This is a genomic window from Polaromonas sp. (assembly GCF_039932935.1).
Taxonomy (GTDB): domain Bacteria; phylum Pseudomonadota; class Gammaproteobacteria; order Burkholderiales; family Burkholderiaceae_C; genus Polaromonas.
In genome coordinates this window covers 1-25755 of the sequence record NZ_JBDTPB010000066.1, presented here as the reverse complement: position 1 = coordinate 25755, position 25755 = coordinate 1, and the positions used below count along the sequence as shown (strand labels likewise).

Annotated in this window: 20 protein-coding genes and 1 pseudogene; 12 read left to right on the top strand and 9 right to left on the bottom strand. The window is 60.0% G+C overall.

The window, feature by feature from the left end; all coding sequences use genetic code 11:
• The 6 genes and pseudogenes from ABI546_RS11270 to ABI546_RS11245 all read right to left on the bottom strand — a co-directional run.
• Positions 1-304 (bottom strand): annotated as a pseudogene (locus ABI546_RS11270) (hypothetical protein); the annotation flags it as partial.
• On the bottom strand, positions 301-2586 hold the full coding sequence (locus ABI546_RS11265; RefSeq protein WP_348046675.1) for a DUF6531 domain-containing protein: 2286 nt from the start codon (positions 2584-2586) through the stop codon (positions 301-303). The gene ABI546_RS11265 and the pseudogene ABI546_RS11270, both read right to left, overlap by 4 nt.
• 83 nt (positions 2587-2669) lie before the next feature.
• Positions 2670-5195 (bottom strand): LamG-like jellyroll fold domain-containing protein, encoded by a 2526-nt coding sequence (locus tag ABI546_RS11260; RefSeq protein ID WP_348046672.1) that lies wholly within the window; start codon positions 5193-5195, stop codon positions 2670-2672.
• Positions 5196-5793: 598 nt separating this feature from the next.
• Positions 5794-7713 (bottom strand): DUF6531 domain-containing protein, encoded by a 1920-nt coding sequence (locus tag ABI546_RS11255; RefSeq protein WP_348046674.1) that lies wholly within the window; start codon positions 7711-7713, stop codon positions 5794-5796.
• 239 nt (positions 7714-7952) lie between these two features.
• Positions 7953-9944 (bottom strand): hypothetical protein, encoded by a 1992-nt coding sequence (locus ABI546_RS11250; protein ID WP_348046671.1) that lies wholly within the window; start codon positions 9942-9944, stop codon positions 7953-7955.
• Between the two features lie 633 nt (positions 9945-10577).
• Positions 10578-12449, bottom strand: coding sequence for a DUF6531 domain-containing protein (locus tag ABI546_RS11245; RefSeq protein WP_348046670.1), 1872 nt, complete (start codon positions 12447-12449; stop codon positions 10578-10580).
• Positions 12450-13378: 929 nt separating this feature from the next.
• Here ABI546_RS11245 and gspG point away from each other — a divergent pair.
• The 11 genes from gspG to ABI546_RS11190 are packed head-to-tail and all read left to right on the top strand — an operon-like array spanning position 13379 to position 23411.
• On the top strand, positions 13379-13822 hold the full coding sequence (gspG, locus tag ABI546_RS11240) for a type II secretion system major pseudopilin GspG (protein ID WP_348046673.1): 444 nt from the start codon (positions 13379-13381) through the stop codon (positions 13820-13822).
• Between the two features lie 30 nt (positions 13823-13852).
• The gene (locus tag ABI546_RS11235) at positions 13853-15082 is read left to right on the top strand and encodes a type II secretion system F family protein (RefSeq protein WP_348046669.1); all 1230 of its coding nucleotides are present in this window, start codon (positions 13853-13855) and stop codon (positions 15080-15082) included.
• Positions 15083-15097: 15 nt separating this feature from the next.
• Positions 15098-16927 (top strand): GspE/PulE family protein, encoded by a 1830-nt coding sequence (locus ABI546_RS11230; protein ID WP_348046668.1) that lies wholly within the window; start codon positions 15098-15100, stop codon positions 16925-16927.
• A 33-nt stretch (positions 16928-16960) separates the two neighbouring features.
• Positions 16961-17872 (top strand): hypothetical protein, encoded by a 912-nt coding sequence (locus ABI546_RS11225; RefSeq protein ID WP_348046667.1) that lies wholly within the window; start codon positions 16961-16963, stop codon positions 17870-17872.
• Positions 17869-18531 carry a hypothetical protein gene (locus ABI546_RS11220; RefSeq protein ID WP_348046666.1) on the top strand — a complete coding sequence of 221 codons (663 nt, stop codon included), beginning with the start codon at positions 17869-17871 and terminating at the stop codon, positions 18529-18531. Before ABI546_RS11225 ends, ABI546_RS11220 begins: the two co-directional genes overlap by 4 nt.
• Positions 18528-19172: a hypothetical protein gene (locus ABI546_RS11215; protein ID WP_348046665.1), complete on the top strand. Its 645-nt coding sequence runs from the start codon at positions 18528-18530 to the stop codon at positions 19170-19172. Before ABI546_RS11220 ends, ABI546_RS11215 begins: the two co-directional genes overlap by 4 nt.
• A complete protein-coding gene (locus tag ABI546_RS11210; protein ID WP_348046664.1) occupies positions 19169-19813 on the top strand; it encodes a hypothetical protein in 645 nt (214 codons plus the stop codon). The genes ABI546_RS11215 and ABI546_RS11210 overlap by 4 nt, the downstream gene beginning before the upstream one ends.
• Positions 19810-21876: a secretin N-terminal domain-containing protein gene (locus ABI546_RS11205; protein WP_348046663.1), complete on the top strand. Its 2067-nt coding sequence runs from the start codon at positions 19810-19812 to the stop codon at positions 21874-21876. Before ABI546_RS11210 ends, ABI546_RS11205 begins: the two co-directional genes overlap by 4 nt.
• Before the next feature lie 34 nt (positions 21877-21910).
• Positions 21911-22426, top strand: a complete 516-nt coding sequence (locus tag ABI546_RS11200) for a prepilin-type N-terminal cleavage/methylation domain-containing protein (RefSeq protein WP_348046662.1) — start codon at positions 21911-21913, stop codon at positions 22424-22426.
• Complete coding sequence (locus tag ABI546_RS11195) at positions 22423-22908, top strand: type II secretion system protein (protein ID WP_348046661.1); 486 nt, start codon at positions 22423-22425, stop codon at positions 22906-22908. The genes ABI546_RS11200 and ABI546_RS11195 overlap by 4 nt, the downstream gene beginning before the upstream one ends.
• 11 nt (positions 22909-22919) lie before the next feature.
• Positions 22920-23411, top strand: a complete 492-nt coding sequence (locus ABI546_RS11190) for a type II secretion system protein (protein WP_348046660.1) — start codon at positions 22920-22922, stop codon at positions 23409-23411.
• A 29-nt stretch (positions 23412-23440) separates the two neighbouring features.
• Here the strand turns inward: ABI546_RS11190 and ABI546_RS11185 are convergent, their stop codons facing one another.
• Positions 23441-23740, bottom strand: coding sequence for a hypothetical protein (locus ABI546_RS11185; protein WP_348046659.1), 300 nt, complete (start codon positions 23738-23740; stop codon positions 23441-23443).
• Positions 23741-23992: 252 nt separating this feature from the next.
• Here ABI546_RS11185 and ABI546_RS11180 point away from each other — a divergent pair, with 252 nt between their 5' ends.
• Entirely contained in the window at positions 23993-24166 is a 174-nt protein-coding gene (locus ABI546_RS11180) for a hypothetical protein (RefSeq protein WP_348046658.1), read from the top strand.
• A 206-nt stretch (positions 24167-24372) separates the two neighbouring features.
• Here the strand turns inward: ABI546_RS11180 and ABI546_RS11175 are convergent, their stop codons facing one another.
• A complete protein-coding gene (locus ABI546_RS11175; RefSeq protein WP_348046657.1) occupies positions 24373-24696 on the bottom strand; it encodes a hypothetical protein in 324 nt (107 codons plus the stop codon).
• Positions 24697-24699: 3 nt separating this feature from the next.
• Positions 24700-25413, bottom strand: coding sequence for an RHS repeat-associated core domain-containing protein (locus tag ABI546_RS11170; RefSeq protein ID WP_348046656.1), 714 nt, complete (start codon positions 25411-25413; stop codon positions 24700-24702).
• Positions 25414-25755 lie beyond the last annotated feature (342 nt).

Here is a 25755-nt window from a genome sequence, read left to right as displayed (position 1 = left end):
CGGTGACCTGGGTGAGGACGTCGGCGGCGTTGTAGCCAAAGCCGGTGACGGTGGGACTGCTGCTTCCGGTGTTGGCGGGCTGCTGGGTCTGGATGGGGCGGCCCAAGGCGTCGTAGTAGATGTAGGTGCTCTGGGCGTTGGGGTCGATCACTGTCGTGGGCCGGCCCATGGCGTCGTAGCCGTATTGCCAGGTCTGGGGCTGGGCTGAGGCGGGCATGACGAAAGTCAGCGTGGCCAGGCTGCACAGCAGGGCAGTAAGGGACCGCGCGGTGTTGCGGGTAGGGGTGGTGGTTGTGGTTCTCAATTGCTCGCTCCCGTTGTTTGTTGGACTCGGTTCAGGGCGTCGTACACCCGGGTAATGTTTCTTTGCAGGTTGCCTTGCGGGTCTTTGATCTGCTCGGCTGTCTTGTTGCCCATGCCGTCCAGGGTGTAGCTGACGGTGTTGCCTTTGGCATCGGTCACTCCCGTTAACCGGTGGGCGGCGTCGTAGCTGTAGCTCATGGTGGTGCTGTCGGGTAGCGTCACGCCGGTCAGCTGGCCTGCGTTGTCGTAGTTGTAGGTTGTGGTTCGGGCTACGCCGCCTGGTGGGGTGACGGTGGTGCTCGCCACCCAGCCTCTTGGGGTGTAGACCGTGTCGGTCACTATGCCTTTGGGGTCGATCATCTGGCGTACTCGCCCTGCTCTGTCGTACTGGGTGAATTGGGTTACGTGGCCTGCGCCGTTCGTGATGCTCTGCAGGTCGCCTGCGGTGTGGCCGACTTCGTTGGGTGCTGTGCCGCTGAAGCTGGTGCTCGGGTAGTAGGCGTAGGTCTGCTGCACGATGTTGTTGCTGCTTTGCGTAGCTACCAGGCCCTGAGGGTTGTACGTCCAGCTGCTGCTGCGAGTCACGTTGGTGGCCGTATCGGTCTCAGTCCGGCTCAGCGGATTGCCTTGCGTGTCGTAGCTGTAGGCGGTGGTGCGTCCAGCTTCGGTCACCAGCACCGGCAGCCTGAACGTGGCGTGCCACTGGGTGCTCGTGGTCTGCACTTCGGGCAGGCCGCTGGCCTTGGTCGTCGTCAAAGGCAGTCGCCTGTTGATGTCCCAGGTGTACATGGTGTTCACGCCCAGGAAGTCGGTCTCTTGCGTAATGAAGCCGTTGGCGTCCTGCACTCGGCTGGCGGCTGAGGCGGCTCCTGTGCCGCTGGGCTTGTCGGATCCGGTGACGGCGAGCTTGCCTTTGTTGGTGCTGTAGTTGTACGTGCGCTGGGTGCCCAGGGGATCGGTCACCATAGTCCCTGCACTCGCAGACGATGGGTAGCTCACCGTGTAAAGGTCGGCGCCTCCTGCGTGCTGGGTGCTGATGCCACGGCCCTGTGCGTCGTAAGCGTAAGTCGCAAGCCGCACGCCCAGCTCGTCGTTGATGCCCGTGAGCAGCTGCGGGAAGGTGGCGTTCTCGTACAGGTAGGTCTTGCTAACTGTGCCGCCTGAGATACCGGGATAGGTAACGGTAGTCAGCCGGGATGCAGCTGTGACTCCGTCGTAGGCAAAACTGATGGCCAGGCCTTCAGGGAAGTTAACTTCTGCCAATTGATCAGCATCGTTATATGAAAAGCTTATCGAAACGCCGAATTGATTGTTGACATTTGCAAGCAGTCCCCTATTGTTATATGCAAAACTCTTCACCCACCCATTCCGGTCGGTATGAGTCAGTAGTTTTCCGGCAGCATTGAAAAGCCATGTTGAATCGTCGTCAGAACTGACGTAGCTATAGTCACTGCCAATTTTCGTAAGCCTATCTGCATCGTTATCGCTAGTCCAAATGCCAGACCCTCTGTAGCGGGAAAATGAACGGACACTCCCATCACCAAACGACAGAAGGAGCGAATCCTGCGAGGCGCCTCCGCCTCCATCCGTGTAGGCCAACTGAGGCTCATAGTTGTGACGCCAAGTTGTACCAAGTGCGCTTCTAGTGCGGTAGCCGTCCGCACCCCAGCCAGCCCGAAAAGTTCGGGCGAAATTTAAAGGTTGCGCAGAAGAGCTGTGATAGTCGTACTCAACATGCAGCTTTTCACCGGTGACAGGAATGATGGGATTGCCCGCTAAAGCGCCATCCTGCGGCGTGCACTGTTCTGCTTTCAGACTTGGTGGCAAACACTTTCCATCCTTAGCAACAAGGCCGATCTTGCAGATGCACGTAGAACCAGCTTCCTCACTATTGACAGGGCAAACCGAACTACTCCATCCAGAATAAATGGTATAGCCTATATTGGCTGAAGCACCTGCCGGCACCCCGCCACAACAGGGCTCAGTAGTCGTGTAATGAAAAACGCAAGACTCGAATCCTGGCTCTGCACTTACCACGTAGGCGACCCGCGGCGATTGAAGCGCCTTCCAAACGGGGAGGTAGGCCTCACACGCTTGCAGAGCGGTCGGAAATATCGGTTGACCGCCGACATAATAGTAATACTGGAATTCTTTGGGGACAATTTCGATAGAGTTGGCTGCATTTGTGCCGAAGCCAAAAGTCAGCAGGGCAGCAAGCGCTAAAACCTTAACAGTTCGCTTGAACAGGTTCTTCAAGCCCAAGAGAAGTCGTGTCACCGTCATCGACGCTGTAGAACCCGCACGGCTAACCACAACACTGTGGCGTATGCGAATGCGAATACTCGTTTCACTGTGGACGTTTGCACTCAATTGCTCGCTCCCGTTGTTTGGTGGATCCGGTTCAGAACGTCGTACACCCGGGTGATGTTTCGCTGCAGGTTGCCTTGCGGGTCTTTGACTTGCTCGCCTGTCTTGTTGCCCATGCCGTCCAGGGTGTAGCTGACGGTGTTGCCTTTGGCGTCCGTCACTCCCGTTAACCGGTGGGCGGCGTCGTAGCTGTAGCTCATCGTGGTGCTGTCGGGTAGCGTCACGCCGGTCAGCTGGCCTGCGTTGTCGTAGGCGTATGCGGTGGTTCTGGCAACTCCGCCTGGTGGGGTCACTGTCGTGCTGGCCGTCCAGCCTCTTGGGGTGTAGGCCGTGTCGGTCACGATGCCTTTGGGGTCGACCATCTGCCTGACTCGTCCTGCCCTGTCGTACTGGGTGAACTGGGTGATGTGGCCCGCCGCGTTCGTGATTGATTGAAGATCACCTATGTTGTGGCCCATGGCATTGGGGTCTATCGGTGGGTCGGCTACGTCGGCAAACGCTTGACTCGGTGGAGTGAAATTGGCGACATACCTGGCTACACCTTTGGTGAAACGAAAGTCGTCGAGGTACCCATTAACGTATCTCGGCGCGCTGTCAGCATAGCGACCCAAAGAGAACACCCACCCGCTGGTTGACGTATTGAGCTGCACGTTTGCAGTTGCCGTTCCTTGCAACACACCGTTAAGGTAAAGCGAGAGCAAACCACCGCGTTTCACAAATGCCAGGTGGTGCCAAGCATTGGTCGTTAAAGCAATGATTGAGTCGACAAAGTATTGATCCGCTCCGCTGTATACGAACGCACGCACTTTACCTGCGAAGGTCGAACCAAAGTGGTGTAGGCCCATGGCCACATCAGCACCCACCGCAATCGCCGGCTTCCCAATCGTAAAAATCGCCTGATCAGAAGTCGCGGACAGGGTGTAGTACCAGGTCTCTGCTGTGAAATCATCCATTCCGGCATTGAGGCTCGCCTGATAAGGCCCCGTCAAGTAGCCGATGCCTCCATCAAATCGGATTGACGCCCCCCCGAATTTGCTCTGGGAGGTGCTGATCTGGGGAGTCCCCATCGCAGTCACCGTATTGGGCATCAGACTGCTATCAATGATTGAGGTCGATCCGTTCGCACCGTCGCCATGCAGCAGCAGACTCACGGACTGAATCCTCGGATCGCCAGCGTTTGGATCCACAGTTGGAAATGTTGTCTCGGCGTAGTAAGCATACGTGCTTGTGACGATGCCACCGAACGCGGTCTGCGTTGTCGGTAGTCTCAGACTGTTATAAGTCCAACTGGTCGTGCGGCTAGTGTTGCTGGCCGTGTCGGTCTCGGTCCTGCTGAGCAGGTTGCCTTGTGCGTCGTAGGTGTAGGCAGTAGTCCTTCCAGCTTCTGTCACCAGCACGGGCAGTCTGAACGTGGTGTGCCACTGGGTGCTCGTGGTCTGCACTTCGGGCAGGCCGCTGGCCTTGGTGGTCGTCAGGGGCAGGCGCCGGTTGATGTCCCAGGTATACATGGTGTTCACCCCCAGGAAGTCGGTCTCCTGGGTGATGAAACCATTGGCGTCCTGCACTCGGCTGGCGGCTGAGGCGGCTCCTGTGCCGCTGGGCTTGTCTGATCCAGTGACGGCGAGCTTGCCTTTGTTGGTGCTGTAGTTGTACGTGCGTGCCGTTCCCAACGGATCAGTCACGGTCGCGGCGTTGGTTCCGTAGCTGACGCTGTATTGGTCTGCACCGCCGGCATAGCCGCTGCTGGTGGCGCGGCCCTGGCTGTCGTAGGCGATGGTGGCCAGGCGGATGCCTCGCTCGTCGGTGATGCCGGTGACCAGTTGGGTGAAGGTGGTGTTCTCGTAGTGGTAGGTACGGGTGACGGTGCCGCCTGAGTTTCCTGGATAGCTGACGCTGATTAGGTGCGAAGTGGCGGTGATGCCGTCGTAGGTGTAGCTGGTGACCTGACCGTCGCTGGCGGTGACGCTCGTCAACTGACTGCTGGCGTTGTACGCAAAGCTTAAGGTGCGGCCGAAGTGGTTGCTCACGGTGAGGAGCAGGCCGGCCACGGGAGTGGTGCTGTAGGTGTAGGTGGTGACCCAGCCGTTCCTCTGGGTCACGGTGAGCAGCTTGCCTGCCGTATCAAACTGCCACTGGCTGTCGTCGTCCAGGCGTTTGTAGAGCAGGCCTGTGCTGTTCGCTATCAATGTGTCGGCGCTGTTGCCGGCGCTCCAGCTGTTGCTGCCCACCTCCCAGCCGAAAGCGCGTACGCTGCCGTCTCCGAAGATGACGCGAGCGATGTTGCCTGCCGTGCCTGCTGTTCCTTCTTGTTTGAGGGACACGGCGTGGTTGTGCGACCAGGCTCGGGTCAGTCCGGGATCGACCGGTAGGTCTCTGGCTGTGTTGCCGGCCCAGCTGCTTCTGAAGTGTCTCACCAGGCTCAGGGTGTCTGCGCCTTGCCCGGTGTAGTCGGGTTGCGCCAGTAACTCTTCTCCTGTCGCCGGAATGATCGGCTTGGGGGTCTGCTCTCCGTCGGCCGGAGGCATTCGGCAGATCTTTGGTTCGGGCGCCGGTGGAGTCAGGATCACCTGCGGAGACGGCGGTTCGCAGCCGGTTTGGGTGGAGTTCTCTAAATAGGGGGCTTGGCAAGTGCACTGGCTCCCCGACAACGCGCCGCCTCCCGGACACGAAAACGCCGCAGCGTTCAACGTGCGAAAGCTCATGGTGTAGGTGCTTGTGGCGACAAACGAGCCGTTTGATCTTAGATATAAATCAACTGCGCAGCTAGAGCCTGAAGTGATGCGGGAATTTACAAGATTGTAGTTACTACTCCAAGCGGTGCCATTGGCAGCAACAACGGCGCATGCAGCGGCGTAAGAGGGATAGCTGTATTTTGCACCTCCAGTTAGAAAGTCGAACGTTCCGTAGTCAGTACACGGATAGATCGCATTACATTGCGTCTGGGTGTCCGTCGCGGAAAACGAAGCGTGAACGGAACTACACGTTATCGCTAAGCAAGCAAAAAGAAGCATTCCAACGAGTCGATCCGGAGCTCTCACGCGAATCCAAAGACTCCAATGCCACGCCCATACGCTTACTAATTTCTTCATGTTACCGTCCAATAATTCATCAGTACGCGCTTTTTCAATTGACTGCTCCCGTAACTTGTTGAACCCGGTTCAAGGCGTCGTACACCCGGGTGATGTTTCTTTGCAGGTTGCCCGATGGGTTCTTGACCTGCTCGCTCACCTTGTTGCCCATGCCGTCCAGGGTGTAGCTGACGGTGTTGCCTTTGGCATCCGTCACTCCCGTCAATCTATGGGCGGCGTCGTAGCTGTAGCTCATCGTGGTGCTGTCCGGTAGCGTCACGCCTGTCAGCTGGCCTGCGTTGTCGTAGGCGTATGTTGTGGTTCGGGCAACGCCGCCTGGTGGGGTGACGGTGGTGCTGGCCACCCAGCCTCTTGGGGTGTAGGCGGTGTCGGTCACTATGCCTTTGGGATCGATCATCTGTTTGACTCGCCCAGCCTTGTCGTACTGGGTGAATTGGGTCACATGGCCTGCGGCATTCGTGATGCTCTGCAGATCGCCTGCGGTTTGGCCGACTTCGTTGGGTGCTGTGCCGCCGAAGCTATTGCTGCTGTAGTAAGCGTAGGTCTGCTGGACGATGTTGTTGGTGCTTTGCGTGGCCACCAGACCTCGGGGGTTATACGTCCAGCTTGTGGTGCGAGCCACATTGGTAGCCATATCTGTCTCGGTCCGGCTCAGCAGATTGCCTTGTGTGTCGTAGCTGTAGGCGGTGGTTCTTCCTGCTTCGGTCACCAGCACGGGTAGCCTGAAGGTGGCATGCCACTGGGTGCTATTGCTTTGCGCTTCGGGCAGACCCGCGGCCTTGGTCGTCGTCAGGGGCAGCCGCCTGTTGATGTCCCAGGTGTACATAGTGTTCACGCCCAGGAAGTCGGTCTCTTGCGTGATGAAACCGTTGACGTCCTGCACTCGGCTGGCGGCTGAAGCAGCTCCTGGGCCGCTGGGCTTGTCCGCGTCAATCACGGCTAGCTTGCCTTTGTTGGTGCTGTAGTTGTAGGTGCGCTCGGTACCCAAGGGGTCGGTCACCGTGGCTACTCCCGTTGCGTAGCTGACGCTGTATTGGTCTGCGCCCAGCACGTAGCCGCTGCTGGTGGCTCGACCCTGGCTGTCATAAGTGATGGTGGCCAGCCGGACTCCCAGCTCGTCGGTGATACCGGTGACCAGCTGGGTGTAAGTAACGTTCTCGTAGTGATAGCTCCTGCTGACGGTGCCGCCTGAGTTTCCTGGATAGCTGACGCTGATCAGGTGCGAGGTGGCTGTGGTGCCGTCGTAGGTGTAGCTGGTGACCTGACCGTCGCTGGCGGTGACACTCGTCAGCTGGCTGCTGGCGTTGTACACAAAGCTCAGGGTGCGACCGAACTGGTTGTTTACAGTCAGGAGAAGGCCGTCCATGGGAGCGGTGCTGTAGGTATATGTGGTTATCCAACCATTCCGCGAAGTCATCGTGAGTAGCTTGCCTGCGGTGTCAAATTGCCAGAGACTGTCGTCGTCCTGCCGCTTGTACAGAAAGCCCACGCTGTTAGCTGTCAGGGTGTCGATGCTGTTGGCCGGAGCCCAAGCACCGCTGCTTGGGTTCCAGCCGAAGATGCGCACGGTATCGTCACCGAAATACAGATTTACGGCGCCGTCGGACGTTCCAGATGCGCCCTCCTGCCGCAGGTAAACGCGGTGGTTGTGAGACCAAGTCTGGCCCAGGCCAGCGCCCGGCGCACCGGTGAGGACGCCCACCACGCGTCCGCTTCGATAGCTGCGCACTAAGCTTAGTGGATGAGGCCCGCTGCTCGCATAGTCCTGATGGTCGAAGACTTTCTCGCCGGTCGAAGGAACAATGGGTCTCGGGGTTTGAATGGCTTCGTCTCTCGGACAAATTTTCGGGAGTTCGGGACGGGGGCTCTCCTCTGAAATCAGGAAAGAAAAGGTGTTATCGAAATGGCTGTTGTTCGAAACTTGCACACCGTGATAGACCGCGTCGCAGGTCATCCCAGTCAAGGTCGCACTCGTCAGCGTACGCACCGCCGCTGGAACAAACTTATTCCCGCAAGCGACGGTGGCCTGCGCGCCGGCAGTGCAAGCGCGCGCTGCTGCTGGGTAGTACCCTGAGGTCTCACAAGCATTAGCGGGAAACCTGTAAGTCGTGGAGGCGAAGGTTGAAGTCGATACAAGTAACGTAGAAAAAACGGCGAGTCCGAAATCTCTACCCACTACATAAGCGCCTGTTTTCAATTGCTCGCCCCAGTGATTTGCTGAACCCGGTTCAAGGCGTCATACACCCGGATGATGTTTCGCTGCAGGTTGCCTTGCGGGTCTTTGACCTGCTCGCCTATCTTGTTGCCCATGCCGTCCAGGGTGTACGTGACGGTGTTGCCTTTGGCATCCGTCACTCCCGTTAACCGGTGGGCGGCGTCGTAGCTGTAGGCCAGGGTTGTGGTGTCTGGCAGGACCACGCCTGTCAGCTGGCCGGCGTTGTCGTAGCTGTAGCTGGTGGTTCTGGCGGCTCCGCCTGGGGGCGTGACTGTGGTGCTGCTGATCCAGCCTCGGGGCGTGTAAACCGTGTCGGTGACCACGCCCTTGGGGTCAATCATCTGGCGGACCCGCCCAGCTTGGTCGTACTGGGTGAATTGGGTCACGTGGCCTGCGGCGTTAGTGACGCCCTGCAGGTCGCCTGTGGTGTGGCCTGTCTCGCTGGGGGCTGTGCCTGTGAAGACGGTGTCGCTGTAATAGGTATAGGTCGTGGTGCGGTTCAGCGGATCAGTACCGGTCAGCATGCGGCCCATGGCGTCATATGTGAAGCTCGATGTCCGCTGCGCAACACTGGCATCCAAGGCAGCCACCATGCCGAGATGGCCATCGGCGTCGATCGATGCCTGCTCCACCTGCTTACACACCAATGGCATAGGTTTGCCATCAGGCAAGGCCGGCGCCGCAGTGCAGTTGGCCACGGTATTGCTGTTAAAGGGATCGGGCTGGCCGTGGTAGACCGTGCTGGTCATCAACAGCGGCTGACTCGCTTTAATCGGCAAGCGCCAGTCCGGATGCCAGATGGTTTCCGTCTTGCGGCTGCCCTGCGGCAAGCTGGCATTGGCACTGATCACAGTGGAACAGTCAACCGTGTTGGCCAGCCCTTCGACCCGCACCATCTCGCGGTTGCTGGCGTCGTAGGCGTAACAGCTGCGCTGGCCGGTAAAGTCGTCCTTGCTCACGACATTGCTCCTGGCGTCGTAGGTCGAAGCGCTGGTGGCGGCGGCGCAGCCCGAGCCTGCCGGCTGGCTGATGCTGGTCATCACGGGGGCGCCCAGAACCATGGCAGCGCCCAGGTCTGAGGTCTGACCATTGGGGGTGGACAGGACGACACCGGCTGGGGTCTGCCAGTCGTGGTAGCGGTAGGTGATCAGGGAGGCCGGGTCGTAGACCTGGTTGATGGCCACCGCAGGGGGCGTACCGTAGCTCACGCTGTAGCGGTTGACACTGCCGGCGCGTTCGGTGGAGATGGCCCGGCCAGCACTGTCGTAGCCGAAGGTGGACAGCCGGCTGTTGTTCTCGTCGATGACGCCGGTCAGGGCCCAGGGGAAACTGGCGTTCTCATAGAGGAACTGGCGGGTCTTACTGTCTTCCCAGGTCAGGGAAGCCAGGTTGCCGTGGGTGTCGTAGGCGGGGACGATGGCTTGGTCCGTTGTGTTGAGGATGCGGGAGACTCTTCCGTCGGTGGCGGCCACTCCCCCGCTGGGCAGCGCATATTCAAAGCGCAGGCTGCGTCCGGTGTGGTCTGTCACCTGCATCAGGTAGCCGGTGGCGGGGGCTACGGGGGTCGCCTCGGTGCTGTAGGTAAAGCTCAAGGTGTTGCCTGTCGCGTCGACCAGGCTGGTGAGTTGCCCGGCGCTGGTGTAGGTTTCAATGCTTTTGCTGGTGGCATCGGTGTAGCGGTAGCTGCCGTTGATGCGGACCAGCTGGTCGCTGCTGTCGGCGTCAGTGACGTAGGCGCCGTTTTCATACCGGAAGCTGGCAGCTGTGCCGTCACCGCGAAAGAGCTGGGCGCCAAAGCCTGCCGGGGAGACGAGCAGCTTGCGGTGCAGGCTGCTCAGCCACAGGGCGCCGAACGAAGGGGCATCGCCGTAGTCCTTGGCGGCCACGGCAGCAGCCGTCGCTGCGGTATGCCTGGCGCTGTCGTAGGTCAGGCGCAGGGCTTGACCGCCTACGCTCAGGCCGGTCTCCACGACTTCTTTCTTGCTGCCTGTTAAGGGGTAGATCGGATTGCCTACCGGGCAGCTCTTCGGTTTTTTGATATCTTGAAGGATATCTACCGTCTCGCTTTGGTAGCAGCCGTCGTCTTTGGAGTTTTGACGATGGGTGGCCTTGCAAGTGCAGGTTGTATTGTTACCACTGAGATCTGCGCCTATAGGACATGAATAGGCCGGACTCCCTGCTGGCGAAAGCGACGAGCCCCCTATGTTGGGATTGAACTGATTCGTCCCATTAACGTATCCATGAACATTGCAAACCGGATAGAACGCAGTTTCATTAACTACTGTAAAACCCATTGCATGGTAGCTAACATGCACCTGAGTCATCCGATTCAGCACGGCAGCACAAGCCACCGGGATTGAGGAAAACAGTTCCCCTGGTACATAGTACGCAGCGTAGTATCCATAACAGACTGGAACACCTGTACAAGAACCGATAACTGGTGACTTTACCGATTGAAAAGCCGCAAAAGAAAAGGCGGGAAAACCACCCAAAACAAAAAGCGCTATGCTGAGGCAGCGAAAAATTAGTGTTTTATTCAAAATAATTCCTATTATTCTTAGCTAAGGGGTCGTCCCTGAGCCTGAATATCACGCCTATTGTTTTCAATTGCTCGCTCCCGTGGTTTGCTGGACCCGGTTCAGGGCGTCATACACCCGGATGATGTTTCTTTGCAGGTTGCCTTGCGGGTCTTTGATCTGCTCACCTGTCTTGTTGCCCATGCCGTCCAGGGTGTAGCTGACGGTGTTGCCTTTGGCGTCTGTCACGCCGGTCAATCGATGCGCGGCGTCGTAGCTGTAGTTCATCGTGGCGCCATCAGCTAGCGTCACGCCTGTCAGCTGGCCTGCGTTGTCGTAGGTGTATGTTGTGGTCCGGGCAATGCCGCCGGGTGGGGTGACAGTGGTGCTGCTGACCCAGCCTCTTGGGGTGTAGACCGTGTCGGTGACGATACCCTTCGGATCGATCATCTGTTTGACTCGTCCTGCCCTGTCGTACTGGGTGAACTGGGTCCCGTGGCCTGCGGCGTTGGTGATGCTCTGCAGGTCTCCTACGTTATGACCGACTTCATTGGGCGCCGTGCCGCTGAAGCTGGTGCTGCTGTAATAGGCGTAGGTCTGCTGGACGATGTTGTTGGTGCTTTGCGTGGCTACCAAGCCTTGTGGGTTGTACGTCCAGCTGCTGCTGCGGGCCACGTTGGTAGCGGTATCGGTCTCGGTTCGGCTCAGCAGGTTGCCTTGCGCGTCGTAGGCATAGGCAGTAGTCCTTCCAGCTTCTGTCACCAGCACGGGCAGCCTGAAGGTGGTGTGCCACTGGGTGGTCGTGGTCTGCACTTCGGGCGATCCTGCTGCTTTGGTTGTCGTCAAAGGCAGCCGCCGGTTGATGTCCCAGGTGTACATGGTGTTCACGCCCAGGAAGTCGGTCTCCTGGGTGATGAAACCATTGGCGTCCTGCACTCGGCTAGCGGCTGAGGCTTCTCCCGTGCCGCTGGGCTTGTCTGATCCGGTCACCGCCAACTTGCCTTTGTTGGTGCTGTAGTTGTAGGTGCGCTCGGTGCCCAGGGGATCAGTGACTGTGGCCGCCCCGGCTGTGCCGTAGCTGACGCTGTATTGGTCTGCACCGCCGGCATAGCCGCTGCTGGTGGCGCGGCCCTGGCTGTCGTAGGCGATGGTGGCCAGGCGGATGCCTCGCTCGTCGGTGATGCCGGTGACCAGTTGGGTGAAGGTGGTGTTCTCGTAGTGGTAGGTACGGGTGACGGTGCCGCCTGAGTTTCCTGGATAGCTGACGCTGATTAGGTGCGAAGTGGCGGTGATGCCGTCGTAGGTGTAGCTGGTGACCTGACCGTCGCTGGCGGTGACGCTCGTCAACTGACTGCTGGCGTTGTACGCAAAGCTTAAGGTGCGGCCGAAGTGGTTGCTCACGGTGAGGAGCAGGCCGGCCACGGGAGTGGTGCTGTAGGTGTAGCTGGTGACCCAGCCGTTTCTCTGAATCATTGTCAGCAGCTTGCCTGCGGCATCGAATTGCCACTGGCTGTCGTCGTCCAGGCGTTTATAAAGAAGCCCGCTGGTGTTGGCTGTCAGGCTGTCGGCGCTGTTGCTGGCACTCCAGCTGTTGCTGGCAACATCCCAAATAAAGGCGCGTACGCTGCCATCGCCGAAAATGATGCGCGCAATGTTGCCGGCGCTGCCTGCGGTTCCTTCTTGTTTGAGGGACACTGCATGGTTGTGCGACCAGGCTCGGGTCAGTCCGGGCTCGACCGGTAGGTCTCTGGCTGTGTTGCCGGCCCAGCTGCTTCTGAAGTGTCTCACCAGGCTCAGGGCATCCGCGCCTTGCCCTGTGTAGTCGGGCTGCGCCAGGATCTTCTCGCCTGTCGCGGGAATGATTGGCCTGGCGGTCTGCTCTCCGTCTTGCGCGGGCGGCGATTGCGCCGCGCTTGGCGCTCGGCACATCCGCTCGGGCACCGGTGGAATCAGGATCACCTGCGGAGAAGGTAACTCGCACCCGGTGTGTGTGGGGTTTTCTAAGTAGGGTGCTTGGCAAGTGCACTGATTCCCCGATAGCGCGCCACCTCCTGGACAGGAGTAAGTCGGCGGTATCGGATCCGAATTACTGATGAGAGGAAAACAGGGGACGTCTTCATACAGAAGGCCGCTATCGCTTTTAAGCCGCAGGTTGCAGAAGCATCGACCCTGATAGATGTGCGCGTTTTCCGAGTAGGTGCCAATGACTTGAGGCGGCACACTGTTGTAGGAGGTTTGCGTTGCCGAACACGCAGCAGCGGCCGTAGAGTACGGCCCTACAAAAAAGTTACCGGTAGGGGGAAGGCCGTAATAGCCACTCCAACTGGTGCAATCGGCCGTGCAACCGGGATCGCTTACGACGGCGGGATATGAAAAGGACTGGAAAGGAAGCATCAAACCCACTGCCGCCAGGACTGTGAGCATTACCCCTCGGATCAACCTTCGAACAGATGGAATGGCCGCACCCAGAAAATCCGGTCGCAATTCACCTTGACGACGAGCAGCCAAAAATAGCCCTGCGCTAATCGGTCGCAACAATTCGCCCGTCATTCCCCGCTCCCTTTTATCTTTGGACGGAGTATTGTTGAGGCCTTCTGGGGTGTCAATCCCAGAGCGTGCCGATAGACAACACAATCCCAACGCAGAACAATTTCACCTTGGGCAACACCACGCTCTTCTGGCAGAATCTGATCGACTCAGATGACTGCGGAAGTGACTTTCCAAATCAATTGAGTAAATTTTCAGTATCTGCTTTTCACTAAACTAAGAACAAATAACAAGTCACGCAATGGGTTGTCACTAATAACAAATTGGTGACGGCGATAAAAAAATGCGTACAGGCATTTTTTCGGGAGGGGAACTCATTGAATCACTTCGTGCATCTTCAGATGCGAGTCTGCTCTACGCATACACGCCGCAGCCGCGTGCGCGGATTCACGCTCCTGGAACTCCTGGTGGTGGTGGTCATCATCGGCCTGCTGGCCGGACTGGTGGCGCCGCGCTACTTCGACTCGGTGAGCAAATCCAAGTCGAAGATTGCCAAAGCCCAGATCGAATCGCTCGACAAAGCGCTTGACCAGTACCGGCTGGACGTGGGCAGTTATCCCACCACAGAACAGGGGCTCAACGCACTGAGCGCGCAACCCACCGGTGTCGCCAAATGGCAAGGGCCCTATCTGAAAAAAGCACTTCCGGCCGATCCCTGGGGCAATGACTATGCCTACGTGCTGCAGCCGGGTGCCAGCGCCATCGACATCATTTCCTATGGCGCCGACGGCAAGCCGGGCGGGACGGGCGAGGCACAAGATATCTCGCTGCATTCCACCAATTAACGACCGCCACAGAGCTCGCACGGTGACGCAATGACAGCGGCTCACGCCCTCTACGATATCGTTGCCCGGGATGCCGGAGGGCGTCTTTCGTCACGCCAGATCCGCGCAGCAACACCCGCAGAAGCCCACACACAAGCTGCGCGCGACGGTCTTACCGTGCTGAGCTGCGAAGCTGCACATGGGGCGGGCGCCGGCATATCGCGGTTTATTCAAGGTCCAACCGCTGCATCCACCCGATCCGGACTCGACACCGCGACGTTCTCGCAGGATTTTGCGGCGCTGATCGACGCCGGTCTCAGCGTCACTGAGGCGCTGCAAACCTTGTCGGTCAAAGAAGCCGTCGGTACGCGCCGCGCCCTTATCGAGCAGGTGGCGCGCGCGGTTTCCGAGGGGCGGAATTTATCGGCCGCCATGCAACTGACGGGCGCGTTCCCCGAGCTCTTGATCGCCACCGTCGAGGCCAGCGAACGCACCGGCGATCTCGGCAAGGGACTGGCCCGCTACGCGGCGCATCAAGGAGAGATGCAGACGCTCAAAGACAAACTCATAGGCGCGTCGGTCTACCCGCTGGTGCTGCTGGTCGTGGGTGGGCTGGTGGTGATGTTTCTCATGGGGGTCGTGATCCCGCGATTCGCCGGCCTGCTGGACGGCACGCGCACGCAGTTGCCCCTGCTGTCATCCGGCCTGATGGCCTGGGGCCGGCTCGTGGCCGAGCACCCCTCGGTCCTGTTCGGTTTTTTTGGCCTCATGCTGGCCCTAGTCGCTTGGGTCGTCGCGCATTTTCGGGCGCACGGAGTTCGTTCGCGCTGGCTGCAAGGCATTCCGTACGTGGCCGGCGTGATCCGGGAATTCCAGCATCTGCAGCTGTATCGCACGATGTCCATCCTGGTCTCCCGGGGGATCGTCATCCATCGCGCGATGTCGCACGGTGCCAAGCTGCTGGGTGATGCCGATCGCGAGCGTCTTGAACACGCCATTGTCCTGATGCGGGAAGGTCTCAGCATGAGCGTGGCGTTGTCCGAGGCAGGCTTGTCCGATCCCGTGGCTACCAGCATGCTCAAAGTAGCGGAACGCACTGGCTCCATGTCGGAAATGCTCGAACGCATCGCGCAGTTCTATGAACGCCGACTGCAGCGTTCCATCGACGTGGCCACACGGGTGATCGAACCTGCGCTGATGATCGTGATCGGTACCGTCATCGGAGCCATCGTGGTTCTCATGTACCTGCCGATCTTCGATCTGGCCTCCACCCTGTCCTGAACACCGTCTGCTCCCATGAACGCGCCCCTCCCCATTACATCGCTTGCCGAAGCAGACCAGATCCTACCGGCACCGGCAATGGATATGCCACTGACGGTGAAGTCGCCGGAAAGCTTCGGGCGCGAGCTGATGCTGGAAGCGGTAGGAGCTGCGCCGGTCGGATCGCGCGTGCAGTGGATGATCCAGAAAAGCGGCCTTGCGGCCGGGCAGGTTCTGTCGGAGGTTGCCGCCGCGCTGGGGCTTCGTCCCATGGCTATGGAAGATCTGCAAGGCATTGAACCGGATTTCGAGCTGATCTCGTTTGCCGATTGCCAGACACGTGGCTGCCTGGGCGGCTGGTCAGTCGATCGTTCTGGTCAAAGGGTATGCACCCTCGTCGTCAGCGATCCGCTGGACCTCAAAGGGCAGGAATGGATTGACCGGCAGCTGGGCGGCTCCACCGCGGAGGAGATCACCCGAGGACTGGCCCTGATCGAGGACGTACGGGCCTGGCTGGCGAACGCCGAGCGCACGCTGATGGCCATGGGCAGTGCCGAAGCGGAAGGTCCGGCCGGCTTGCAGGATGAAGAAGGCACGGACGCTTCTGCCGTGGCACTGTCCATCGCGAGCATTGAAACCACGCAGAACCCGCTGGTCCGGCTGGTGGACTCCATCCTGTACGACGCCCTCAAAATGGGGGCGTCCGATATTCACTTTGAAACCCAGCCGGTTGGCCTGCACGTCAAGTACCGGATTGATGGTGTCCTGGAAAACGTCAAGCGCATCGAGAGCGCTGACATGGGGCACCAGGCCATCTCCCGCATCAAGGTGCTGTCCGAACTGGATATCTCGGAGCGGCGCATCCCGCAGGACGGCCGTTTCAAGGTCCGCGTGGAACGGCGCGACATCGACTTCCGGGTATCCATCATGCCCAACCTGTTCGGCGAGGATGCGGTGCTTCGGGTGCTGGACCGCAAACACCTGACCGGCCAGTTCCAGACGCTCAGCCTGAACACACTCAGCTTCGCAGACAGCGTCAAGGAATTCATCCGCCAGGCCTCGTCCCTGCCTTACGGCCTGCTGCTGGTGACGGGTCCCACCGGTAGCGGCAAAACAACCACCCTGTACGCGGCGATCTCGGAGATCAATACCGGACTGGACAAAATCATCACGATTGAAGATCCGATCGAATACCAGCTCAAGGGAGTGCTGCAGATCCCCGTCAATGAGAAGAAGGGGCTGACCTTCGCGCGCGGACTGCGCTCGGTGCTCCGCCACGACCCAGACAAGATCATGGTGGGCGAGATCCGGGATGCGGAAACAGCCCAGATCGCCGTGCAGGCCGCGCTGACCGGTCACCAGGTGTTCACCACCGTGCACGCCAACAACGTCTTCGACGTGATCGGGCGTTTCAAAAACATGAACGTCGACAGTTACAGCCTGGTGTCGGCCTTGACCGGCATCGTCGCCCAGCGCCTGCTGCGCGCGGTCTGCACCCGTTGCGCGGCGCCCGCCGACATGAGCCTCGAACAGCTGGCGCGCTCGGGTATTGCCGTGGAGCAGGCGGACCTGGAGTCGGCCAGATTCATGCACGCCGTCGGCTGTGCTCACTGCCGCGGCACCGGCTACAGAGGTCGGCTGGCGATTGCCGAGACACTGGAGATGGATGACGACATCCGCGACCTGCTGGTGCGTCAGGCACCCATTTCCCAGATCAAACAGGTCGCACGCAGCAAAGGATTCATGAGCCTGCGCGATTCGGCGGTGTCCCTGGCGATGGCCGGGCAGACCACGGTGGAAGAAATCAACCGCGTGACGCCCCGAGAAAATCTCCATGGCGCGCAGCCCGAGGCCACCCATGCCTGACCGCGACAACCAGACCCCTTTGTGGCTCCGCCCATGAGAGGCACCATTCACCTGGACATCGGCGCTGCCCATCTAAGCGCCACGTTCAAGCCGGACCGCCCAGGCTGGATTCGGCGTGCCGGCCATGCCGTTGGCAACCGGCTACAGCGCTGGCGCCGGCCCGCTACCCAGACCGAGGCAAATCCATCACCGATGGAGCACATGCACACCGAAGCGCACACGGAAACTGCTAGCTGGACTTCCGGCGCCACCCGCGCGGAAACACTCGCGGTCATGCTGGAAGCGGCCACGCACGCCATCGAGGCGCTGCGCGAACGCCTCCCCGCTTCCCAGGGCTGCCCGCTGATCGTGCGCATGGGCCTGAGCTCGTCCTGCATCAGCATCGCACCCGTGGACTTCACCTCGCCTTTCATGCGCTCCGACACGCAGGTGCAGGCCGTGGCGAAGGCGTTGGTGCGGGAAGCCATGGGAGCGGATGCACCGGAGCAGCAAGTGCGCTGGCGCATGCAGGCCGATCAGATGCATCTGTGTGTGATCACCTTGGAGTCCTCCATGATCCAGGGTCTTCAGGCCTGGAGCACGGCCCAGCGTTTGAAGCTGGCGAGCTGCCAGCCGGCCATTGCGGGACTGCTGGACAGCGAACTGCAGGCAAGCCAGCGGCAGCGCGACGCGCGCACGCTGATGTGGACGGAATCTGAGCCTTCGGGTCGCCGCCATGCGGTGGTCACCTTCATCCGATTGGTCCATGGCAGCGCCGTGAGTTCCTGGCGCACGGTCACGCCCTCCGCACCATCCGGCAACGATCCGGAGCACACGCTGGAGACTGTGCTGCAGCGCTTCCTGATCGCCTCGGGTGCGGACGCCCACGAGAAAATCGTCCGTCATGCCTGGCCGGCTCACGCACCGCACATCGTTGCTGCGGCCACGGTGGAGGTTCGATCATGAGCCGATGGCTGGTAGAAAGCCCTTTCGAGTTCGCGCCCGGCGCCGCGCGCTATCGCCCGCTGAGCTGGCTCATCCTGGCGGCGGGCGTCTGCGTGGTGCTGACCGGCCTCTATATAACGTTGAGAGCCGGCACGCGCCTGGAAGGCCTGCGCGTCCAGCAGGTGCGCATAGCCAAACAACAAACCGCCTCCACCGAACGCTTGCAGCAGGCACAGAACAACCCCGCCCTGCTCGCAAAGATCAAGGCGCAGCGCCAACTGGAGGCCGTGCTGCAGACGCCGTGGTCGCTGATGTTTGAAGCGCTAGAAGCCGCGGCCGACACCGTGGAAGGCCGGGTCACCCTGCTGTCCATGGTGCCTGACGCCGCCAACCAATCCAACCGCAGAATCGACCTCACCTTGCTGGCCTCCAGCTACCCGGCCATGCTGGCGTACACGGAAGCCCTGAGCACCGTGAGCGGGTTTTCGGAGGTACGCATCGTCAGCCATCAACTGGATGAGCGCGCCAGCCCGGCCACCTACCGCTTTCGGCTGACCGCGGGCTGGAACCGCCTCAACGAGGGTGTTTTTTTGGCGAAAGAAGCGCCCCTCAGTCCGCTGGCGCCTGCGGAAGTTTCGCCCGCATTCAAGCCCGGCATCAGCAAGGCACCGTTGCCATGACGCGCTCAGCCTTCGCAACGACGATCACTCGCCTGCCGCTGGCAGGTGCAGGCGTGGGACTACTGCGGTCGGTCGGCTGGCCCGTGCTGTGCGGCGCCGTGCTGATGTTGGTGGGCGGTTTGCTGTGGGGCATTTCCTACCAGTTGCGCGTCCAAACGAGCCAGCTCCAACGGGAGCTGGGGCGGCTTCCAGCCACCAGCGCCAAAGCGCCCGTCATTCCCTTGCGAGGCATTCCTGTCATCTTCCCGCCCTCGGCGGATTACGCGGCCGACCTGGCCCAGATTTTTGATCTCGCGAAAAGCCAAGGGATCGTGCTGACGAATGGTGACTATCGCGATGCGGAACCGACAGCCCTGGGCCTGGACATCCGCACGGTGGACCTGCGTATCAACGAGAACTACGCCAAGCTCAAGGATTTCCTGGCGAGCGTACTCAATGCCATGCCCCACGCTGCGGTGCAGGAGCTACGCATCGAGCGCAAGGACGGCGTGACCGTCAAACACCAGATATTCCTCAAGCTGGCGCTGGTGTATTCACCACGTCCTGGCAATCCTCCAGGGCCCAAACCCGTGGGAAGGCCCATCCCGGCCAACACGGCGCAGTTGCCACCACCGCAGCCAGGCGGGAAAGCCGCGCCATGAGCCAGGGGCCGCCAAAGACCGCCACCGGCACGCGCGTCACGTGGAAGAGCGCCGCCGTGTTGGTCGCGGCCGGACTGGGCAGCTTCGTGCTGGCCGTCGCCATGCAAAACCAGCGGCAGGACCCCGACACCGATCTTGCGGTATCGCCGCGCGTGCGGCTTGATTCGACCCCCAAGCTGGCTGCAGATATCGCCTCGCCCGCCATCAGTGCTGGCGACCAGCACCTGGAAGTCGCCACGAACACCCCACAGCGCCGGATGAACCAGATGGTGGTGCGCGACCCGTTCGGTCCGCTGGCCCCGGAGGTCGCGCCTGCTCCCGTCGTGACGCCTCCACCCGCACCGCCTCCCGTTTCAGCCAAGGCGCGCAAGCCACCGGTGGCCGTAGAGCCCGCGCCCCCCCCGCCGCCTACAGCGCCGCCCTTGCCCTTCACCGCCGTCGGATCCATTCAAGGGAAAAAGATCGGCAACGGCCAGCAGCAAGCCTTCATCCAGCACGGCGATGCCCTCACCATCATTCAGAAGGGCGACACCGTGGCCGGCAACTATCGCGTCGACGACATCACGGCAGACCGCGTGACCTTCACCTACCTCCCGCTGGGCCAAAAACAATCGCTTCTACTTCTGGACAATCCAAGATGAAAACCATAGAACAGCGCGCTGCGCTTTCCGGAAGTGCGCGTCACGCGGGGGGCGCGCGCGAGGTTCGCCGAACCATGACCCCGGTCGCGTCAGGCGTGCTGATCTGCCTGCTGCTGTCGGCCTGCGCCGGCGCGCGTTACCACGCCGACGGGATGAACCAGCTGGAAGAGGGAAAAGTTGACTCCGGCATCGCGTCGCTGAAAAAGGCCACTGAGCTGGACGGCAGCAACCAGAACTACAAAATCGACTACCTGGTGCAGCGAGACAAGCACGCTGACAGCGCCGTGAAAAGAGCCGACCTGGCCAGGGCGAACGGCAATGCCGGTGAAGCACGCGATCTCTATGGGTTGGCGCTGAGCCTGAACCCCGGCAACAGCCGGGCAACGGCAGCCTTGAAAGCGCTGGACCAGGACCTTCGAAACAGCCAACTCCTGCTGGAGGGCGAGCGCTACCTCAAGGACGGTCGGCTGGACGCGGCAAATGAACGGGCATCGCGCGTCCTCGCGGAACAGCCCGACAACAAGCGGGCGGCCCAGCTGAAAAAGGCAACCCTGGATGCCAAGGCGGCCATTGATATTGAAAGAGACCGCTTCAGGGAGGCGCGCTCAGTCATGGGCTCGCCGGTGACGCTGCAGTTTCGCGACGCCGCGATGCGCACGGTGTTTGAAGCCCTGTCCAAATCCACGGGACTGAATATCCTGCTGGACCGCGAAGTCAAGGCGGACGCCCGGGTCACCATCTTCGTGAAGGACGTGGCCGTTGAAGACGCCATCGACCTGATCCTGCTGCAGAACCAGCTCGAAAAGCGCATCGTCAACAGCAACACCATGATGGTGTATGCCGCCACGGCGGCAAAGCAGTCGGAGTACCAGGAGCTGACCGTGCGCTCTTTCAGAGTCACGAACAGCGACCTCAAGTACCTGTCCGGCATGCTCAAGACCATGCTCAAGCTCAAGGATATTTCGGCAGATGAGCGCAGCGGCCTGCTGGTCATCCGCGACACGCCCGAGACTCTGCGCATCGCTGAAAAGCTGATTGCACTGCATGACGAACCCGATCCGGAAGTCATGCTCGAAGTGGAAGTGCTGGAAATCTCCGAGGGACGCTCCAGCAACCTGGGCATTTCCCCACCCAACGCCATCACCATCAGCACACCCGGCGGAAGCGCGGCCACGCCGGGCGGCGCCGCGGGCAACCTCACAATCAGCCAGCTCCGCCAATTGGGAATGGGAGGCCTCACCGTCACGCCGATCTCCGGCACCCTCAACTTCAAGCTGCAGGATACCGAAGCCCGGATTCTGGCCAGCCCTCGCATCCGCGCGCGCAACCGGGAGAAGGCGAAGATCATGATCGGCGACCGCGTGCCGACCATCATCAACAACGTCACACCGGTGAACGGCGGTTCATCCGTCGTGACCGGCACCATCACCTATCAGGACGTCGGTCTCAAGCTGGAGTTTGAGCCTCAGGTCTATGCAAGCAACGATGTCGGGATCAAGATCAGCCTGGAAGTGAGCAACATCGCCCGGGAATTCACCGATGCGCAAGGCAGCCGCTCTTACCAGATCGGCACCCGCAACGCCAGCACCTTCCTGCGGCTGGCCGATGGTGAGACGCAGGTCCTGGGAGGGCTCATCACCGATGAGGAACGCAATACCGCGGACAAGATTCCCGGCCTGGGCCACCTGCCCGTCGTCGGGCGCCTGTTCGGCAACTCCGGCACCAACAAATCGCGCTCCGAAATCGTGCTCGCGATCACACCGCGCATCGTGCGCAACTACGTCGACATCGGCTATGAACGCGGCAGCGTGTTCTCGGGGACAGCCATGACGCTGCGCGATCGCCAGATCTTGGGTGACCCTGTTGGGGCGATTACCCTGCCCAATTCGACACTGGGCGGCCGAACCACCGGACCCGGGGCGCCGCCTCCCGTTTCTGGCGCCATGCCAGTCATGCAGCCAGCGCCATTGCCAAGCCCGGCAATGCCTGCTGCGCCCATCATTCCCTTGGCGCCCCCGGGTGCTGGCGGTTTGCCGCCACCACCACCGCTGCTCAAACGCTGAGAAATCTGTGAGACGTTTTCACTGCAGCTCTTCGATGGAGCGGGCCAGAACCCTCCGCAATAGCCGTCACGGGCGTGGGTGTGGGCACAGCTCGGACGCAGGCGGTGAGAGCGGCTTTACGCTGATTGAATTGCTGGTGGTTTTTTCCATCCTGGCGCTGTTGCTGACGCTGGCGACGCCGCGATACTTCAAGGCGCTCGATGGTGGCAAGGAAAAAGTTCAGGCGCAGAACCTGGCCACACTGCGTGACGCGATCGACAAGTTTCGCGCGGACCAAGGCAAGTACCCAGCTCAACTACAGGACGTGGTGGACAAGCGTTACCTGAGAGAAATTCCGCTGGATCCAGTGTCTGGTTCCCGCAGTTGGGAGACGCTGCCGTTTCCGAACGACAACGAGCCCGGCATCTACGATGTCCGCGCCCCGGCCCCTGCTGCGCCGGCGGCTTCCGCAGTGAGCACTACCGCACCCAACCAGAATTTACCGCTGTCCGGCGAACCACAGTCTGCCGAGATCCTGTCGCCCGCGCAAGCACCTGGAGGCGCGCAGTGAAGCGATGCGGTCAGCAGGGCTTCACCCTGATTGAGCTGCTGGTCTCGCTCGCCATTGTGGGCCTGCTTGCGATGGTGGCCCTTCCATTGACCCAAGTAGTGCAAACGCGCGCCAAGGAAGCTGAACTCAAGCAGGCCTTGCGGGTGGTACGGCAGGCGTTAGACAGCTATAAGGCCGCCGCCGATGCCGGGGTCATTAACAAGAGCGTGGGCGCTTCGGGCTATCCGGCATCGCTGGAAGTGCTTGTCACCGGCGTGCCCCGGTCGGCCGCCTTTGGTTTTACGGCTCAGCCCTTTGTGTTGTTGCGCCGAATTCCCCGCGATCCGTTTGCCGATGATCCTGCTCTCAGCGATGTGCAGACATGGAACACCCGCGCCTACAGCAGCAGAGCCGATGCGCCGCAGCCTGGAGAAGATGTTTTTGACATCTCCTCTAAATCGACGAAGCACGCGCTGGACGGCACGACCTACAGCGCATGGTGACGAGGCGAGCCATGCGGGAAAGTCGGCAATGCCAGTGGCAGAGAATTACGGGCCAGCAGTCAGGTCTGGTTTTGTTAGCTGTGCTGATTTTCTTGTTGCTCACGACCTTGGGCGCTTCGGCCATGGTGGAGCTGCAGCGCACTCACACTCAACGGGCCAAAGAGGAAGAGCTGCTGTTTGTGGGTGACCAATATCGTCGCGCCATCAAGTCCTATTACAGCAGTGTGCCCGGGGGAAAGAGCCGTACCCTGCCGAGCTCACTGGACGATCTGCTTGAGGACAAACGGTTTCCTATGCCTGTTCGGCACTTACGCCGGATTTACCCGGATCCCATGACGGGCGAAGCGGACTGGGTCTTGGTTCAGGGTGCTGGCGGCATCCTTGGCGTTCATAGCCGCTCCACACTGAGTCCTTTTAAGAAAAGGGAGTTCCCAATACAGTACCGGGATTTTCAGGACAAGGAGACCTATGCGGACTGGGTGTTTGTGGCTGCGTTGAATTGAGGCCCCCGATAGTGCCTCTAAATCCAGCTCTAATCATATTTGTCAAAGAATAGGCCCACTTCATTCTCCAGTCGAATGATCAGGTCCCTTGCCGCTTCAGACGTTGGAGCAACGACATCTTCCAGACCGATCACCGTTTTCTCTGAATCACCCTGTAATCGATTCATGAAAACAATTTTCAATTTCCCGGAAAACCAGTCACCCTTGCCGGCCTGAAGAATAAAAACCTCATTGCCCTCACTGACCGGCTCCGGAACGTCGATTTCTCCCGACACGCTTCCATAAGCCTTAGTCGGGGAGCTAAATATACTGAAGTCGATACTTGCCATCATTTCTTGATTACCTAGGTGCACCGGGAGTGTGGATTTCCGTGCGAGATTGACCCATCTTTCCACTCATCGGTTGACCCGACCGCCTCCGAATACGTCCAATCTTCGAGGCCTTGGCGAAGCCTACGCGGGTCAATGCTCGATGGAAAAGCGGATCTAACAAACGCGAGAATCCACACAAGTTGCTATGCAGGGGCGATGAATCCGCGACCCGTCCGCAGCAGTTGATTCATTCATCAGGGAGGCTGGAGCATGGAAGAACCAAGGGGCCGCAAGGCCTATGGGCAAGCGCCCCCAGCGGCGCAAGTGCTTGAGTCGGTGCGCTTTATCGAGCCGGGCGACCCCGATGGCGCCCCTTGTGAGATGCCGCTATTCGTTTATGACGAACGCCACGCGCTCATCAGTGCCAAGCTTCGAACGGAGTGAGCCTTGTGGGCCGCTGGGCAATGAGACACCCTTTTAGGATGGGCACAAGCAGCCATTGAATTTTTAGCAACCCGGCCATGAGGCCATTTTGTAGCACGTTACATATATCCTGCGCTCGCTCATTTGTTTGCAGCTGCAAACTCGGCGACTGGATACAGGCTCGGCGGCCAAGGAAGAACGCTAACGGAAACGCAAAGCTCTGATGGTTATTGATACTCGTCCACTGCAAGATGGAATCCATGCGTCAGATATTCGGCTGCTTCCTTTGCATCCTTTACTGAATCAAAGACCAGGTCTTCCAGCATGACCATGACTGGTGCTTCTTCCTCAAGGCTCGGTCGGAATATGACAGACGCCACTCGCAACTGACCGTCAAAATTCTGTGGCAGAGGTAGTGTCCCAGCCAGCGGAAACTGAAAGGAGATAAGAGCACCTTGCGTTGGAATGGCGGCGACGGCCAGGTATCCAGATACCCGACCGTACGCAGTATCACTACCGACGAAAATGCTGGCGTCAATGGAGATTTTCATAATTCACCTTGGCATCATAGGAAGAAATAGGGTAGCCGCTGCCACCTCCTCAGAGGACATATCACACCCCATCTTCTTACCTAAGTTAATCATGGCCATGATGCTACTGATGCGACCTGACAAATCTGCTCTATGCGTATTCCATCCCGGTCCCCCGAAGAGCCCACCTTCGTCTTTCAGCATGTTGTTCAACTTTTGTCGAGCGCCAATAATCGCAGCCTGCGCAGCCTTTTTCAACTCAGAGCAAGGATCACCACTGTTCGCGCAATGCCTATCAAATTGACGCTCCTCTTCTCGAGTCATGTCCCCAGGACGAGGCGTCTTTCGCGTATCGCCCGGCATGCTCGCAATGACGCCTACGCCAATCACCGTGCCGATCGTCGTAACGCCAACCCCTACACCACACCCGATCGGTCCACCGAATGGAAGGCCAAGCGCACAACCGACCGCTTGTGCCTGCAACCCCACCGGATCCGTGAGTCGAAGCGGGTCTCCACCCACATAGCTAAAGGTATTTATACCACCTGCCAGTCCAATAGGATCGCTCTGCATGTACCGCCCAATCCTCGGGTTGTACTCCCGATTCCAGTTCTGGAACAGCCCACTCTCCGCGTCAAACGTCTGAACAGTTGCACCCGACACGCGCGCACCGTACACACAGCCTTTTTTCCTAGGCCTGGTGCGGGTTTGGCAGCGTTTTCGTCGGGTGACTTGCATGGATGGGAAGGAATTTTTTCCAGAGGCCCATTCTGCCTCACGCACGCGAGCGGATACAGGCACACCACAGCAGGTGCGCGCCAGCGCACCTGCAAGGGTCTTTCATTGGTGCTCATGCATCAAATAGGCCTCTAGCCCTTTCGTTACGGGCGCAAGCAGCTACTAAATGCATAGCAGTAGTGTTTCTTCTTTAGCCGCTCGATGCACGGCGCGCAGCGCCGTGCATGGCTGTTTTGTCTTTGGCTGAGCAGGCCATGCCACCAGCAAACACAGGACCAACGGACCCCAAGCGCCGGGGTGGAGGGAACCCCCTCGGGGGGTGGACGGGCCACACCGGCGCGG

What these genes read in the sequence shown, in the direction of transcription:
- ABI546_RS11175 (WP_348046657.1), bottom strand. Translation starts at nt 24,696, where the DNA reads ATGAAAATCTCCATTGACGCCAGCATTTTCGTCGGTAGTGATACTGCG.
- ABI546_RS11235 (WP_348046669.1), top strand. Translation starts at nt 13,853, where the DNA reads ATGACAGCGGCTCACGCCCTCTACGATATCGTTGCCCGGGATGCCGGA.
- ABI546_RS11230 (WP_348046668.1), top strand. Translation starts at nt 15,098, where the DNA reads ATGAACGCGCCCCTCCCCATTACATCGCTTGCCGAAGCAGACCAGATC.
- ABI546_RS11220 (WP_348046666.1), top strand. Translation starts at nt 17,869, where the DNA reads ATGAGCCGATGGCTGGTAGAAAGCCCTTTCGAGTTCGCGCCCGGCGCC.
- ABI546_RS11260 (WP_348046672.1), bottom strand. Translation starts at nt 5,195, where the DNA reads ATGCCTCCGGCCGACGGAGAGCAGACCCCCAAGCCGATCATTCCGGCG.
- ABI546_RS11185 (WP_348046659.1), bottom strand. Translation starts at nt 23,740, where the DNA reads ATGGCAAGTATCGACTTCAGTATATTTAGCTCCCCGACTAAGGCTTAT.
- gspG (WP_348046673.1), top strand. Translation starts at nt 13,379, where the DNA reads ATGCGAGTCTGCTCTACGCATACACGCCGCAGCCGCGTGCGCGGATTC.
- ABI546_RS11180 (WP_348046658.1), top strand. Translation starts at nt 23,993, where the DNA reads ATGGAAGAACCAAGGGGCCGCAAGGCCTATGGGCAAGCGCCCCCAGCG.
- ABI546_RS11225 (WP_348046667.1), top strand. Translation starts at nt 16,961, where the DNA reads ATGAGAGGCACCATTCACCTGGACATCGGCGCTGCCCATCTAAGCGCC.
- ABI546_RS11200 (WP_348046662.1), top strand. Translation starts at nt 21,911, where the DNA reads ATGGAGCGGGCCAGAACCCTCCGCAATAGCCGTCACGGGCGTGGGTGT.
- ABI546_RS11215 (WP_348046665.1), top strand. Translation starts at nt 18,528, where the DNA reads ATGACGCGCTCAGCCTTCGCAACGACGATCACTCGCCTGCCGCTGGCA.
- ABI546_RS11205 (WP_348046663.1), top strand. Translation starts at nt 19,810, where the DNA reads ATGAAAACCATAGAACAGCGCGCTGCGCTTTCCGGAAGTGCGCGTCAC.
- ABI546_RS11170 (WP_348046656.1), bottom strand. Translation starts at nt 25,413, where the DNA reads ATGCAAGTCACCCGACGAAAACGCTGCCAAACCCGCACCAGGCCTAGG.
- ABI546_RS11255 (WP_348046674.1), bottom strand. Translation starts at nt 7,713, where the DNA reads ATGACCTGCGACGCGGTCTATCACGGTGTGCAAGTTTCGAACAACAGC.
- ABI546_RS11265 (WP_348046675.1), bottom strand. Translation starts at nt 2,586, where the DNA reads ATGACGGTGACACGACTTCTCTTGGGCTTGAAGAACCTGTTCAAGCGA.
- ABI546_RS11190 (WP_348046660.1), top strand. Translation starts at nt 22,920, where the DNA reads ATGCGGGAAAGTCGGCAATGCCAGTGGCAGAGAATTACGGGCCAGCAG.
- ABI546_RS11210 (WP_348046664.1), top strand. Translation starts at nt 19,169, where the DNA reads ATGAGCCAGGGGCCGCCAAAGACCGCCACCGGCACGCGCGTCACGTGG.